Source organism: Streptosporangium vulgare (genome assembly GCF_042428775.1).
Lineage (GTDB): Bacteria > Actinomycetota > Actinomycetes > Streptosporangiales > Streptosporangiaceae > Streptosporangium > Streptosporangium vulgare.
Genome location: NZ_JBHMBS010000028.1, coordinates 70633 through 84847 on the forward strand (window position 1 = coordinate 70633; position 14215 = coordinate 84847).

General features: G+C 69.7%; 12 protein-coding genes. 9 read left to right on the forward strand and 3 right to left on the reverse strand.

The genetic code is table 11. The features are described 5' to 3' along the window. Window positions 1–13: 13 nt before the first annotated feature. From ACFFRH_RS36355 to ACFFRH_RS36365, 3 genes are read left to right on the forward strand one after another with little or no spacing between them, the layout of a single operon-like run. Window positions 14–1381 carry an ABC transporter substrate-binding protein gene (locus ACFFRH_RS36355; protein ID WP_344749828.1) on the forward strand — a complete coding sequence of 456 codons (1368 nt, stop codon included), beginning with the start codon at window positions 14–16 and terminating at the stop codon, window positions 1379–1381. After that, on the forward strand, window positions 1381–2403 hold the full coding sequence (locus ACFFRH_RS36360; RefSeq protein ID WP_386162025.1) for a carbohydrate ABC transporter permease: 1023 nt from the start codon (window positions 1381–1383) through the stop codon (window positions 2401–2403). The genes ACFFRH_RS36355 and ACFFRH_RS36360 overlap by 1 nt, the downstream gene beginning before the upstream one ends. Continuing rightward, on the forward strand, window positions 2400–3302 hold the full coding sequence (locus ACFFRH_RS36365; protein WP_344749830.1) for a carbohydrate ABC transporter permease: 903 nt from the start codon (window positions 2400–2402) through the stop codon (window positions 3300–3302). The genes ACFFRH_RS36360 and ACFFRH_RS36365 overlap by 4 nt, the downstream gene beginning before the upstream one ends. Window positions 3303–3590: 288 nt before the next feature. On the opposite strand, the gene ACFFRH_RS36370 is transcribed toward ACFFRH_RS36365, so the two are convergent. Next, window positions 3591–4058, reverse strand: coding sequence for a nuclear transport factor 2 family protein (locus ACFFRH_RS36370; protein WP_344749831.1), 468 nt, complete (start codon window positions 4056–4058; stop codon window positions 3591–3593). Between the two features lie 531 nt (window positions 4059–4589). On the opposite strand from ACFFRH_RS36370, the gene ACFFRH_RS36375 reads away from it, so the two are divergent. Further along, on the forward strand, window positions 4590–5210 hold the full coding sequence (locus ACFFRH_RS36375; RefSeq protein WP_344749832.1) for a TetR/AcrR family transcriptional regulator: 621 nt from the start codon (window positions 4590–4592) through the stop codon (window positions 5208–5210). Window positions 5211–5467: 257 nt separating this feature from the next. After that, window positions 5468–6232: an SAM-dependent methyltransferase gene (locus ACFFRH_RS36380; protein WP_344749833.1), complete on the forward strand. Its 765-nt coding sequence runs from the start codon at window positions 5468–5470 to the stop codon at window positions 6230–6232. Window positions 6233–6326: 94 nt separating this feature from the next. Here the strand turns inward: ACFFRH_RS36380 and ACFFRH_RS36385 are convergent, their stop codons facing one another. Continuing rightward, on the reverse strand, window positions 6327–6461 hold the full coding sequence (locus tag ACFFRH_RS36385) for a hypothetical protein (protein ID WP_344749834.1): 135 nt from the start codon (window positions 6459–6461) through the stop codon (window positions 6327–6329). Window positions 6462–6932: 471 nt separating this feature from the next. Between ACFFRH_RS36385 and ACFFRH_RS36390 the strand changes: the two genes are divergently transcribed. The 3 genes from ACFFRH_RS36390 (at window position 6933) to ACFFRH_RS36400 (ending at window position 10351) form a co-directional block, all read left to right on the forward strand. After that, entirely contained in the window at window positions 6933–7907 is a 975-nt protein-coding gene (locus ACFFRH_RS36390; RefSeq protein ID WP_386162028.1) for a sporulation protein, read from the forward strand. Window positions 7908–8241: 334 nt separating this feature from the next. Continuing rightward, on the forward strand, window positions 8242–8862 hold the full coding sequence (locus tag ACFFRH_RS36395) for an L-threonylcarbamoyladenylate synthase (RefSeq protein ID WP_344749836.1): 621 nt from the start codon (window positions 8242–8244) through the stop codon (window positions 8860–8862). A 457-nt stretch (window positions 8863–9319) separates the two neighbouring features. Next, window positions 9320–10351: a LacI family DNA-binding transcriptional regulator gene (locus ACFFRH_RS36400; protein ID WP_386162029.1), complete on the forward strand. Its 1032-nt coding sequence runs from the start codon at window positions 9320–9322 to the stop codon at window positions 10349–10351. A gap of 18 nt (window positions 10352–10369) precedes the next feature. Here the strand turns inward: ACFFRH_RS36400 and ACFFRH_RS36405 are convergent, their stop codons facing one another. Beyond that, the gene (locus ACFFRH_RS36405) at window positions 10370–11788 is read right to left on the reverse strand and encodes an AbfB domain-containing protein (RefSeq protein ID WP_386162030.1); all 1419 of its coding nucleotides are present in this window, start codon (window positions 11786–11788) and stop codon (window positions 10370–10372) included. A 602-nt stretch (window positions 11789–12390) separates the two neighbouring features. Between ACFFRH_RS36405 and ACFFRH_RS36410 the strand changes: the two genes are divergently transcribed. Further along, window positions 12391–13842, forward strand: a complete 1452-nt coding sequence (locus tag ACFFRH_RS36410; protein ID WP_386162032.1) for a glycoside hydrolase family 43 protein — start codon at window positions 12391–12393, stop codon at window positions 13840–13842. Window positions 13843–14215 lie beyond the last annotated feature (373 nt).

Genomic DNA, 14215 nt, shown 5'->3' on the forward strand with positions numbered 1-14215 from the left:
AGGAACGACGACCATGAGAAGACGAGACCTGTTCAGGGCGGGCGGCCTGGCCGCCCTCGCGGCCGCGGCCGGGGCCTGTGGCGGCGGTGACGGAGGAAGTTCGGCGGGAAAGGTCCAGCTGCGGTTCATGTACTGGGGCTCGACCTTCGAGAAGCAGGCCGTCGACAAGATGCTCAAGGCCTACGAGAAGCAGCACACCGGGGTGAGGGTGAACCCGCTCTACACCCCGGACGAGTACGACGTGAAGCTCAACACCCTGATCGCCGGCGGCCGGGTGCCCGACGCCGGATACGTGCCGATGTCGATGTCCTTCCGCCTCGCCGAGCAGGGCAAGCTGGTCAACCTCTTCCCGTACCTGAAGAAGTATCCGCAGCTGGCCGGCTACCTGCCCGACGCCTACCTCTGGTACGGCCAGGACAGGCTGCACGGGCTGGCCACGGCGAACGAGGTCGAGCTGTTGTGGTTCGGGAAGTCGGCCGTCGCTGAGGCAGGGGTCACCCCGCCGGTGCGGGCGGCCGACGCCTGGTCGTGGGACGAGATGGTGCGCAACGCCTACCGGCTCACCCTCGACCAGGACGGCAGGCACCCCGACGAGGCCGGCTTCGACGCCAGGCGGATCAAGCAGTTCGGCGTCTCCAGCAGCATCACCTACAGCGCCGCCTGGTATCCCTTCCTGCGCAGCAACGGCGCCGACTTCGCCGACGAGGCGGGCACCAGGTGCACGCTCGACAGCCCCGAGGCCATCGAGGTGTTCCAGAACCTGCAGGACCTCATCTACAAGCACCGCGTCGCGCCCGGCCCCGGCCAGCTCGCCGCGACCGGCGACGACGTGCCCGGCACCAACATCCTGCTGAAGACCAAGCGCGTCGCGATGGTCGTCGACGGCCACTGGAGCCTGCTCGACATGAACGAGAGCGAGACCGACTACGGCATCGGAGTGCTCCCCAGGTACGGGGAGCCGTTCACCACGACCCAGGTCGCGGGCGCCTCCGCCGTCTTCGCGGGCACCAGGCACGAGCAGGAGGCGGTGGAGCTGTTCGCCTTCCACAACGACCCGCGCTACGTCGACCTGTTCGAGCGGGGACTGTGGATGCCCCAGGAGAAGAAGTACTACGAGGACCAGGCGGCCATCGACGCCTGGACGAAGAACGAGGCGCACCCGCCGGAGTTCAGGACCGCGGTCGTCGACTACACGCGCGAGCACGGCGTGCCCGACATCCGCAACCGGGTCAAGAACCTGTCGGCGATCTCCAGCGACGTGCTCACCCCCGCCCTGCAGGAGATCGAGTCCGGCAGGCGCCCGGCGGGCGAGGTGCTCAGGGAGGTCGCCCCGAAGATCACCGGCATGCTCCAGGGCTGGCACCACACCCAGGCCCTGTGATGGCCCGGCTCCCCGGCCGGCGCGGGCTCCGGCTGGGCAGGCCCCGGCCCTCCGGCCGCGGCTCCCGGCCCTCCGGACGCAGGACCGGGCTCTTCGGCCGCGAGTCCTGGCTCTTCGGCCGCAGGTCCCGGCTCTCCGGCCAGCGCGGGCTCGAACGGCGCTGGGGACTGCTGATGGCGATCCCGGCGGTCCTCGGTTTCGCCGTGTTCACCGTCGGTCCCATGATCGCGTCGCTCTTCCTCAGCCTCACGGACTGGCGGATCGGCGGCACCCCCTCCTTCGTCGGAGCGGACAACTACACCTCGATGCTCGACGACGAGCTGTTCTGGAAGTCGCTGAGCGCCACCACCTACTACACCCTCGGCGCCGTCCCGCTCGTCCTGATCGTCAGCTTCGCCGTGGCCATGCTGCTCAACCAGCGGGTGCGCGGCCTGTCGCTGTGGCGGACGATCTTCTACCTGCCGACGCTCGTCCCCGCGATCGCGAACGTGGTCCTCTGGATCTGGATCTTCAATCCGGACTTCGGGCTGCTCAACTCGCTGCTCCGCCAGGCCGGCCTGCCCGGCTCCCAGTGGATCTACGACGAGGCCACCGCCATCCCCTCACTGATCATCATGAGCACCTGGGGGTTCGGTAACACCATGGTGATCTTCCTCGCCGGGCTCCAGGGCGTGCCCCGGCACCTGTACGAGGCGGTGTCCATCGACGGCGGCGGGCCGCTGCGCCGCTTCTGGCACGTGACGCTGCCGATGATGACGCCGACCATCTTCTACAACCTCGTGGTCGGCGTCGTCGGCACCTTCCAGGTCTTCAACCAGGCCTACGTGATGACCGAGGGCGGCCCCAACCACTCCACCCTCTTCTTCGTCTACTACCTGTTCCGCAAGGCGTTCACCGAGAGCGAGATGGGCTACGCCAGCGCCCTGGCCTGGGTGCTGTTCATGATCATCATGGTGGTCACCTTCCTGCTGTTCCGTAACGCCCGCCGATGGGTCTACTACGAGATGGCCGGTGCCCGATGACCACGCTGACCGCCCCGGACAAGTCCCGCGTCAGGGGAGTGACGCCCGCCGCCGGGCCGCGCGCACCCAGAAGGTACGGCAAGGCGCTGGTCTACCTGGCCCTGCTCGCCGGTGCCGTCCCGACCCTGCTGCCGTTCGTCTGGCTGGTCCGTAGCGCCCTCATGCGGGACGACCAGATGTTCGTCGCGCCGCCCGAGTGGATCCCCGACCCCTTCGAGTGGGGCAACTTCGGTGGCGCGCTCACCGCCCAGCCCTTCGGCCGCTATCTCCTCAACACCGTCGTCATCGCCGTGGTCAGCGTCATCGGCACCGTGCTCACCTGCTCGATCGCCGCCTTCAGCTTCTCCAGGCTCCGCTGGCGCGGCCGCGACGTCGTCTTCGCGGTCCTGCTCAGCGGCGTGATGCTGCCCTACGCGGTCACCCTCATCCCCACCTTCGTGATGTGGCAGGAGCTGGGCGCGCTCGACACGATCCTGCCCCTCACCGTGCCGAGCTGGTTCGCCGGCGCGGGTGGCGGGGTGTTCAACGTGTTCCTGCTCAGGCAGTTCTTCCTCACCATCCCGTTCGAGCTGGACGAGGCCGCCTACATCGACGGGGCCTCGCCCTGGCGGGTGTTCTGGACGATCGTCATGCCGCTGTCGAGGCCCGCGATCGTCGTGGTCACCATCTTCACCTTCATCGGCACCTGGAACGACTTCCTCGGCCCGCTGCTCTACCTCCAGAACGAGGAGAACCACACCCTCTCCCTGGGGCTGGCCTCCTTCCAGAGCATGTACATCACCCAGTGGGGATACCTCATGGCGGCCTCCGCCGCGGTGATCGCCCCGATCATCGCGCTCTTCTTCTTCCTGCAGCGCTACTTCATCGAGGGCGTCACCCTCACCGGCATCAAGAACTGAGGTCCTCGTCGATCCCCTGTCCACGCCCGAAGACAGGGGGCATCAGGCCGGAAGGAGGGGAAAGGCCGGAAGGACCGGAAGGATTCACGCGAAGAAGGCCGCCGCCCTCGCCGTCCCCGGCGGTCGTCCCCGTCGAGGTCGTGCTCCGGCACGATCCCGCACCCCTGAACGACGCGACGGGAGGCCGGACCGGACCGAGCCGGGGCCGTGACGGCGGGACGGTCCGGTCCGGCCGGGTCGGGGCCGTGACGGCGGGGGGCGGCCGGCCCGCCCCCCGCCCCTCACCGGTCAGGTGCTCGGCGTGGTCTCCTTCCAGGCATCGGCCCACCCGCCCTGCACCATGGTCTGGAAGACCCATCGGCCGCCCGACTTCACCAGCAGGTCCGCGTAACGCATGCCGTACGTCTCGCCGTTGACCGTCATCGTCGCGTCGGTGACCACGACGACCAGGTTCGCGGTGAGGAAGTGGGGTGTGCGGACCGACTCCATCGTGAGGTCACCCGCCTCACCGCCTCCCATCACCTCGGCCATCGTGCGGGTGAACCGCTCCCTCGTCCACCGGTCGGCCAGCCCGTCGCCGCCGGGACCGTCGGTCACCACGTTGAGCGGGAACATCGCCATGTCCGCCATGCGCTCGACGTCGACCTTCGCGCTGTGGGCGTCGTACTCGGCGAACCACGCCTCGACACTCTCCCTGTCCTCGGCCGTCGGCGTGAAGACGCCACTGCCGAACGGGGACTCCTGGACCTCTGACACGATTCCGCTCCTTCGTCGATGAACGCGTCCCACCGGTCCCTCGCCCGTCACCGTGGCGACGCTGGGCGCCGTCCGGTGGCACGCTGCGAACCGTATGGCATACCGTACAGTGTACGGAAGCCCTGTCAAGCGAGGCCCCGGAGCGAGGCGGACGAGAGCCGTGCCCGGCGGGTCCTCCAGGGACATCCCGCCCGGTGGAGCCGGGGAGTCCGGGCCCGCCACCCCGGTCGCGGCCGCGACCACGACGGTGGTCCTCCTCGGCCGGGCCGTTCCCGCCCTCGGCCGACTGAAGGCGCCGGGTCGGCGGACCGTCGTACGGACCCGGCCCGGCCCCGGAACCGGACGCGAGCTCGGACCCGAGCCGGGAGCCGGGAGCCCGGACCCAGACCCGGACCGACCGGCCCGACCCGGACCGGGAGCCTGGACGGGGCCGCTGTGATGGTCGCGCCGGCTCCTCGGCGGGAGAGCCCGTGGGATCGGAGCTCCGGGGGTCCGAAGCTATAGCAATGCAATGCTATATATTCTGGTGCCATGGCGAGGGTGAAGGATCCGGCGGTCCGCACCCTGCTCATCGAGCGGGCCGCGCACATGCTCCGCACCCGCGAGCCCATCACCCTGCGCTCGCTGGTGGCCGGGACCGGCGTCTCGACGATGGCCGTCTACACCTACTTCGGAAACATGGACGGTGTGTGGAAGGCCCTGCGACAGGAGGGCTTCACCCGTCTGGCGGCCAGGTTCACGACGGTGACGATGTCCGCGGACCCGGTGCGGGACCTGGCCGCCATGGTCGCCGCCTACCTCTGGAACGCCCTGGAGCACCCCGACCTGTACCGGGTCATGTTCGACGCGAACTTCGACCTCGAAGACCTCAAGGCCGCGGACGCGAGCCTGGAGCATCTGGTCCAGGCCGTCGAACGGGGGAAGGGGACCGGCCGCTTCCGCGCCGGTACCGACCCGCTGGAGCTGGCGATCCAGAGCTGGACCATCGCCCACGGGCTGGCCTCCCTGGTCGCCAACGGCCCCCTGCCGCGCGAAACGCTCGCTCACGGCGTCCCCCTGCTGACCGCGCTGTTCGTCAGCGCGGGGGACGAGGTCGACAGGTGCCGCCTGTCGGTCGAGAACGGCTGGAAGCACCTGCGCCTGCCCGGTTGACAGCCTGGCCGGGCCATTTCACGAAATTTCCAGTCTTGCTCCTCAGGTGCCGCCGCCTCGGCACGGTCAGGGTGAGCCGCGTGCCGCACGAACGCTCCGGCCGGCAGTCCGATGGTCGGAGAAATACGCGAAGAAGACCCTCTCCGCTCGCCACCGCCCTCGTCATGGCGGTGGCGCTCTCACCCGTCCCGGACGGGGATCCACCGGCCGGAAATCCGATTGCGTGAGGGAGGCGGGATGGGGTTGGGTCGGGTCCCGTGACCGCGTTCGACGCACTCCTGCGCCCCGATCGTTACCCGCTGTCCTCAACCTACGATCCGGCCTGGCTGCTCGGGCTCGACATGGGCCCCCATCCGTTGTGGATGCTGGAGGACCTCGCCCGCGACCTCGACCTGAGGCCCGGCATGCGGGTGCTGGACCTCGGCTCGGGCAAGGGCGCGACGTCGGTGTTCCTGGCCCGCGAGTACGGTGTCCGGGTCGTCGCGGCCGACTGGTGGATCGGCGCGGACGAGGCGGCGGGGGTCTTCGCCGAGGCCGGTGTCGGTGACCGGGTGGAGGCGGTGCGGGCGGAGGCCCACGACCTGCCGTTCGAGAAGGAGAGTTTCGACGCCATCGTGAGCGTCGACGCCTTCGAGTACTTCGGCACGGCCGACAGCTATCTCCCCTACCTGGTGCGATTCCTCCGCCCCGGGGGCACGCTCGGGATGGCCACCCCCGGGATGACGCGAGAGGTCCGCGAGCTCGGGGCGATCCCCGAGCACATCAAGAAGGTGGTCGGCTGGGAGGCCATCGCCTGGCACACGCCACAGTGGTGGCGTTTCCAGTGGGAGATCACCGAGCTGGTGGAGGTCACCTCCGCCCGGCTGCAGGAGGGCGGCTGGCAGAACTGGCTGCTCTGGGCCGGAGCCTGCGCCGACCACCGCCCGGAGGATCGTGCCTCGCACCAGCCCGTGATCGACATGCTCGTCGCGGACGGCGGCGAGTTCCTCGGCCTCACCCTGGTGACCGCTCGCAAAAAGTGAACGCCCAGGTCCCGGCGACGCGCCTCCCGCGCCTCCCGCGTCGGCCGGGCGGCCTCGGTGGCCGCCGGGCCGGTCGCCGGTTCGCGGGTCCGGGTCAGTCGGGCCCGGCGGTCATCAGCAGGGTCGCAAAGGCGATCATCGCGAGCAGGAAGGCGATCATGACCGCCGTGAGAGCGAGTTGCACGGCCGCGGTGAGCCTGGCCCACCGGAGGTTCTCGCGCTGGTTCACCAGCACACGGTAACAGTCGCCTGCCCGCTTTCCCAGGATGGAAGAAGCGCGGGCGATGTGCGCCCGTGACCATGACACGGCGGGCAGAGTGACAGGTGTCGAGTGTGGTTGCGGGGAGGACATCATGGCCGGACATGCCGGAGGTGGATCAGGCCGCGGGCGAAGACGCGCCCCCGCTGTCATGCTGTGGGCGGCACTGTGGCTGCTCAACGCCTACGATCTGCTGCTGGCGATCTGACCGGGCGCCCGTTCGCCGGTCGCCTCTTCGGCCGGTTCCCCGGTGACGCCTCCCGGACCGACGGCCACAACGGGCATGTCCGCCCCACACCGGCAAAACCACGCGCTTGAGCTCCGCGCCAGGTGAGACGCCTTTTTTACCTGCCGATCCGGTATGGAGCATCGGGAACCCCGGCCGTGTAGTGATCGTTTTCCTCTTGATCATCACACGACGCACGAGCAAAAGGGGAAAACGTGATCTTCAAACGGATGCTGGGGGCTTTCGGGGTCGGAGCTCCCTCGGTGGACACCGTGCTCGCCGCGCCGCGGGCGCGGCCCGGCGAGCTGTTGCGGGGCGAGGTGCGCGTCAAGGGCGGCGACTTCGACGCCGACATCGAGTACATCGCCCTCGGCCTGGTCACCAGGATGGAGTCCGAGCACGGCGAGGGTGAGCAGACCGGTCTGGTGGAGTTCTTCCGCACGCAGGTCAGCGGGCCGTTCCGGCTGCGCAGCGGCGAGGACAAGGTGGTGCCGTTCCAGTTCCCCGTCCCGTGGGAGGCGCCGGTCACCGAGGTGATGGGCCAGCGCCTGCACGGCATGGTGATGGGGGTGCGCACCGAGCTGGCGATCGCCGCGGCCGTCGACAAGGGCGACATGGACCCGGTCGAGATCGTGCCGCTGGCCTCCCAGCAGGCGGTGCTGGACGCCTTCGCGCGGCTCGGCTTCCAGTTCAAGAGCGCCGACCTGGAGTACGGCCATCTCTACGGCGTCAGCCAGCAGCTGCCGTTCTACCAGGAGATCGAGTTCTACCCGCCCGCCCAGTACTCCGGGCAGATCAACGAGGTGGAGCTCACCTTCGTCGCCGGTCCCGCGGGCCTGGACGTCATCGCGGAGGCCGACAAGCGCAGCGGCCGCCACGGCTCCGGCACCGACGCCTTCGGCCGCTGGCAGACCAGCCACGACCAGGCCCCGCACCGCGACTGGGTCTCCGAGATCAACACCTGGCTCGCCGCTCTCTCCCAGTACGGCTCCGGCGGCTTCCACCCCGGCGGCCACGACCCCTACGCCCACCAGGGCGGCCACTACGGGGACCATCACGGCGGTCACCATGGTGGTCACCACGGAGGGCCCGGCTGGGGCGGTGTCGCCGCCGGTGTGGCCGGTGGCTTCATCGCCGCCGAGGTCGTCGAGGAGATCTTCGAGGACGACGAGGGCGAGGACGAGGAGTGAGCCCGGGGTGAGCCCAAGGTAAGCGCGGGGTGAGCCCGGGGTGAGACCGGCACGCAGGTCTCACCCCGGCCGCGACGGTGACGCCCCGCCCCGCCCCGTACGCGCGGCGGGGCGGGGCGTCGTCGCGGTCTCGCCGAGCCCGCCTTCGTCCCGGTCGTCGTGGTGCGGCGACGACGGCCCGCCCCGGTCGTCGCGATGGTGCCCAACTCGCCCTCCCCTCCACAGGGGCTCCGTCTCGTCCGGCACCCGCCGGCCGTCCCCGAGGCCGGGGGGGCACGTCGAACCTTGAGGTCCGCGTGTCACGCGGGGTGGTATTCGCTTCTAAGCTCGGGGGATGGCGAAATACCTTGATGTGCATCCGAACAGTCCCCAGCCCCGGCTGCTCGGCCAGGTGGTCGACCTGCTGCGCGCGGACGGGCTGATCGCGTATCCGACGGACTCGGGCTACGCGCTGGGGTGCCGGATGGGCAACAAGGAGGGGATCGACCGAATCAGGGAGATCCGCAACCTCGGCAGTGACCACCATTTCACCCTGGTCTGTAGAGATTTCGCGCAGTTCGGCCAGTTTGTGCATGTGAGCAATGCGCTGTTCCGCTCGATCAAGGCGGCGACCCCCGGCGGTTACACGTTCATCCTGCCCGCGACCAAGGAGGTGCCGCGGCGGTTGCTGCACCCCCGGAAGAAGACGGTCGGCGTGCGGATCCCCGATCACGTCGTCACGCAGGCGCTGCTCGCCGAACTCGGCGAACCGCTGGTGTCGAGCACCCTGCTGTTGCCCGACGAGAGCGAGCCGCTGACGCAGGGCTGGGAGATCAAGGAGAGGCTCGACCACGTGGTGGACGCCGTCATCGACTCCGGCGAGTGCGGCGCCGTCCCGACGACGGTCGTCGATCTCTCGCAGGACGAGCCCGAGATTCTCCGCCGGGGCACCGGAGACCCGTCCCTCTTCGAGTAACGACCGGTGGACCGCCGTCAACGACCGGTGGACCGCCGCCCGGTGCCGCCGGCCCGACGGCCGGGACGACGACGGGGCCGGTGACCGCCTCCGGCGGTTCCCGCGCTCCGAAGAGCTCGCATGTTCCGAAGGTCCCGCGCTCCGAAGGGGGCCCGCGCTCCGGCGGCGGTTTCCGCAGATGGAAGCGGTTCCTGTGGCCAGGAGAGGCCACGTGCACGCACCCGTCGGCGGCCCGCGGGCGCATGCGCCGACCGGCGGCCAGGTGCTCGCCGTCACGTCCGGCGCGGAATCGTTCCACGTGGACGCGGTCGTCAAGTCTCGCGGACGGCGGTACCGGACCTCTCGTCCCGCCGTCGGCGAGGCCGTTTTGGCGGCCTGACCCGGGCATGAACGGTGCCCGCCGACGTGGAGTGAGCTCATAACTCCTGTAGCGTTGTCACATAGGGGGTGAGCTGCTTTGAAGGCGAAATCGAACGACGGCCGGTCGCGCTCCAGACCCGCGGTGCTGGAAGACGTCGCCGCGCTCGCCGGAGTGTCGGCGATGACCGTTTCACGGGCGCTCAACGCGCCCGAGAGGGTGCACACCGAAACCCGGGCGCGCGTGCTGGCCGCGGTGCAGGAGCTGGACTACCGGCCCAACGCCGCCGCCCGTCAGCTCGCCACGGGACGGTCCGGGGTGCTGGGCGTGGTCAGCATCGACACCACCCTGTACGGCCCGGCCTCGACCCTCTACAGCATCGAGCGCGCCGCCAGGCTCAACGACTACTCCGTGAGCATCGCGAGCCTGAGCACGCTCAACCGTCGCTCGATCGAGGAGAGCCTCCGCCAGCTGCGGTCCCAGTCGGTGGACGGCGTCATCATCGTCGCGCCGCACGAGTCGGCGGCCGACGGCCTGCGCCACCTGTCGTCGGAGATCCCCGTGGTCGCGGTCGACGCCGGGGCCGGCCTCTCCGTCCCCGTCGTCATGGTCGACCAGCGGGCGGGAGCGGCGCGGGCGACCAGGCACCTGCTCAGTCTCGGCCACGAGACGGTGTGGCACGTGGCTGGCCCGGCCAGCTGGATCGACGCCAACGGCCGGGTCGAGGGCTGGCGCGAGGTGCTGGAGGCCGGAGGGCACCAGGTGCCCGAGGTGCTGCGCGGTGACTGGAGCTCGCGCTCCGGCTACCAGCTCGGCCGCCGCCTGGCACAGGACCCCGAGGTCACCGCCATCTTCGTGGGCAACGACCAGATGGCCCTGGGCGTGCTGCGGGCGATGCGCGAGGCCGGGCGGCGCGTTCCCGAGGACGTCAGCGTGGTGGGCTTCGACGACGTGCCGGAGTCCGCCTACTTCTGGCCCCCGCTCACGACGGTCCGGCAGGATTTCGAGGAGGTCGGCAGCCACGCCTTCCACATGCTGCTCGACCAGATGGCGGGCAGGCCGAGCCAGCCCCGGCGGCTGGTGGAGCCCGAGCTCATCGTGAGGGAGAGCACCGGGATCGCGCCGGGCTGAGCGGGTATCGGCCATCTTCTAGTACGTGACCTGGAAGGTGGCGTCCTGCCTGGCGGCCAGGGCGGAGCCGGTGCCGAGCTGGTCGATGCGCAGCACGTAACCGGAGTGCCGGAGGTAGCGGTCCGGGAAGTTGTACGACCGGAACGACGCCCACGTGCCGTCGGCCAGCCCGGTGGTCCGGTAGAACGTGGCGTCGGCCCGGAACGTCGAGGTGTTGTCGTTCGGATCGAGCCTGAGGGCGTAGTTCGCGTGCCGCAGGTAGCGGCCGGGGGAGTTCACCGACTCGAACGAGACCCCGGCCGGGTCGGCCAGGCCGGGCACCAGCCGCCACTGCTGGTCGGCCGTCGGGTCCATCGGGAAGGGGTCGATCCGCGCGATGTCGCTCGCGTGCCGCACGTACCGGTCCGGGAGGTTGTACGACTTGAGCCGGTTCCACTGCGGTGCCCCCCAGCGGTTGACCAGCGCGGTCCGCTCGGCCGCGGTGATCGGGGTGATGGTGGCGTGCTTGGCGTTGATCGGCGCGGTGTAGGTGCGCTGGCCGATCGCCGACCAGGCGTTGCCGTTGACGTTGGTCGACTGCCAGGCGTAGAAGACCGCGTTGGCGGGGGAGTAGGAGTCGCCCCACAGCCAGAACGTGTTGCTCGTGTTCGACCTGACCAGGATCGGTGCCTCGATCCCGCCGCCCTGCCGCAGCCCGCCGGTCAGCGTGGTGAAGCTGTTCGGCGCTCCCGTGGTCGACCGGGCCACGTAGAGGTTCTGGTCGTTGAGGTTCTTGTACGCCAGGTAGAAGTTGGTGCCGTCGACGAGCACGTCACCGTCGAGCACGCTGAAGCCCGGGTCGAAGAACACCTGGGGCGTGCCCATGCCGACGAAGTCGCTGGTGTAGTTGACCATGAACACGTCGCGGGTGCCGTTGTTCGCCGAGTAGATGACCGCGTACTGGTTGCGGGACGGGACCCAGAACGCCTCCGGGGCCCAGGAGTGCGTGTTCATGGTGTGCAGGCGCACCCGGCGGTAGTTGGAGAAGCCGGTCAGGTCCGCCGAGTCCCACACGTGGATGTACTGGTTGTTGAGATTGAACACGCGGCCCTTCAGGTCGGTGGCCAGGACCGTGAACGTGCCGTCCTGCTTGCGCAGGATGTAGGGGTCGCGCAGGCCCTGCATGCCGGCGGTCGGCGTGGCGACCGGGTTGTTCTGGTTCAGCGGCATCCAGTCGAGACCGTCGGAGCTCACCGCCAGGTGGAGGGCGTAGCTGTCGCCGGACTGGTTCGGCGACTCCTTGAAGTAGCCCATCACGTAGGCCGAGTACGTCGCCGCGGAGAGGGGCGCCGCGTGTGCCGCCGGGGCCACACCGAGAGCGGGCGCGGCGAGGGCCCCCACCGGCGCGGCCAGTCCGGCCCTGAGCAGGGTCCTGCGAGAGACATGACGGTGGACCATGAGCGTCTCCTCACATCGGGCCCCTCCGGGAGTCGGCCGGAGGAACCCATGGTCAAATCGAGGTGCCGATGGAGCGGGCTGATGTTAGCGCTAACATTCTTTCTGCCCGAGATGCCGGTAATCCGTGAGCGATGACCGATCCCCGGATCGCCAATGGGGCGGTGGGGATCGGATCGCGTCCATGTTTCTGGCGCGTTTCGCAGAGTGTTAACGCTCACAGCAGGGTTGTCAATACCCGGATTACCGGACGGGGCCGGCCCGTGCGTCGTCGGCGGCTCGGTGAAGTCTCGCTGACCTTTGCTTTCGAGAGAGCCTGTGCCGCTCGTCAGCTCGTGGGCGACGGTCGCTCGCCGGCCGGGTGTCATGGAGGTATTGACCGGCCACATGTTAGCGATCACACTGATGTGACGCCGATGTAACCTCTGTCCGGCCGGGGTTGTGTGCCACGCATTTCGGTGCGCCGGCGATCATATATTGCTGCAGCAGGTGAATTTCCGCGACACAGATTGTTAACGCTAACACTTATAGTTCGGTAAGTGGAACGAAGTGTGGCGCGGTCGCGTACCCACTCCCGAAGCGTGCCACTCCCAAAGGAGAAACGCATGTCGAAAGCCCTGTCCCGGGTGGGCGCGGTGCTCGCCGCCTGCCTGATGTTCGCGTCGTGGTCGCTCGCCGTCCCGAAGAGGGCGGCCGCCCTCGAACCGTTCACCGGCTACCTGATGGCGCACTTCACCGGGGAGTCGGCGAACGGCGAGCAGATCTACCTCGCCCACAGCGACGACGGGCTGCGCTGGACCGACCTGAACAACGGCGCGCTGGTCCTGCGCTCCACGGTCGGCACGCGAGGGGTCCGCGACCCCGCCCTCGTCCGCTCTCCCGCGGGTGACCGGTACTGGATCGTCGCGACGGACCTGCGCATCGCCGGCGGCACCTCGTGGAGCGACGCCTCCAGCCGGGGCAGCACCTCGCTCGTCGTGTGGGAGTCGAGCGACCTGGTGAACTGGTCGGCTCCATGGCTGATCAACGTCGCGGGCGGCATCCCCGGCGCCGGCAACGCCTGGGCGCCCGAGGCCGTCTACAACCCCGAGACCGGTGACTACGTCCTGTACTGGGCGACGAACTCGCCTCGCAACGGCGTGACCAAGCACCGCATCTGGTACGTGCGCACCGGCGACTTCCGCAGCTTCACCGCGCCGCAGCTGTTCATCGAGCGCGGCGGCAGCCAGGGCATCATCGACACCCAGATCGTCGACGTGCCCGGCAGCGTCGGCGGCTACCGGTACTACCGGGCCTCGGCGGACGGCCACATCACGATCGAGGCGAGCAACTCGATCCTGGGCTCCTGGACGACCCTCGGGAACCTGTCGCACATGGGGATCTCCAACGGCACGGGTGGCGGCAACGTCGTGGAGGGCCCGATGTGGGCGCAGTTCAACGGCCGCAACGAGTGGGCCCTGTGGCTGGACCAGTTCGCCACCGGCCGCGGCTACATGCCCATCACCTCCACCAACCTGGGCAGCACGCGGAACTTCCAGACGCGCTCCGACTACGGCATGGGCACCAACCGCAAGCGCCACGGCTCCATCCTCAACCTGACCGCCGCGGAGGAGAACCGCGTCCTCGGCCGCTGGGGCGCCACAGTGCCGATCAACCGCATCCAGTCGTACAACTTCCAGACCCGGTACGTGCGGCACGCGAACCTCGACGTGCGCATCGACGCGAACATCAGCCCCGCCCAGGACGCGCAGTTCCGGCTGGTGCCCGGCCTGGCGAACGGCAACGGTTACGTGTCCTTCGCGTCGGTGAACTACCCCGGGTACTACCTGCGGCACTACGGGTTCGACTTCGTCCTCGCGCCCGACGACGGCACCGCCACCTTCGCGGGGGACGCCACGTTCCGCCAGGTCGCCGGGCTCGCCAGCTCGTCGTGGACGTCCTTCCAGTCGTACAACTACCCCGACCGGTACATCCGGCACTACGACTACCTGCTCCGGCTCGACCCGATCGCCGACGCGCAGAGCCGTGGCGACGCCACCTTCCGCGTGACGACGTGATCCCCGGCGAGGTCTCCGGCGAGCCGTCGTACCGCCCGCCGGGCACGGGGCCGACCTCGCCTTCGCCCGCGTCGCGCAGGGCGGGCGTCCGGGCGACCGCCAGGCTTGGCGCACACGGGCGGGCCGCCGCCTGACGGCATACCTTCCGGGCCCGCCCTGACCCGGTCCCGGAAGGATCCGGCTCGCCCCGTGTCGGCCAGGCTCGCCCTGTGCCGGCTCGGCTCAGCCCGGCTCGGCCCGTGTCGGCCCGATCCCGCCGGTGACGTGCCGCCCGCGTCACCGGCGGGACCGGCGGGACCGGGCCTGAGGAGGTCGTTCGCCCGGCCCGCGCCGGAGCGTCTCCCCAGGTGGGGGACGGGTGGGTGATGGGCGG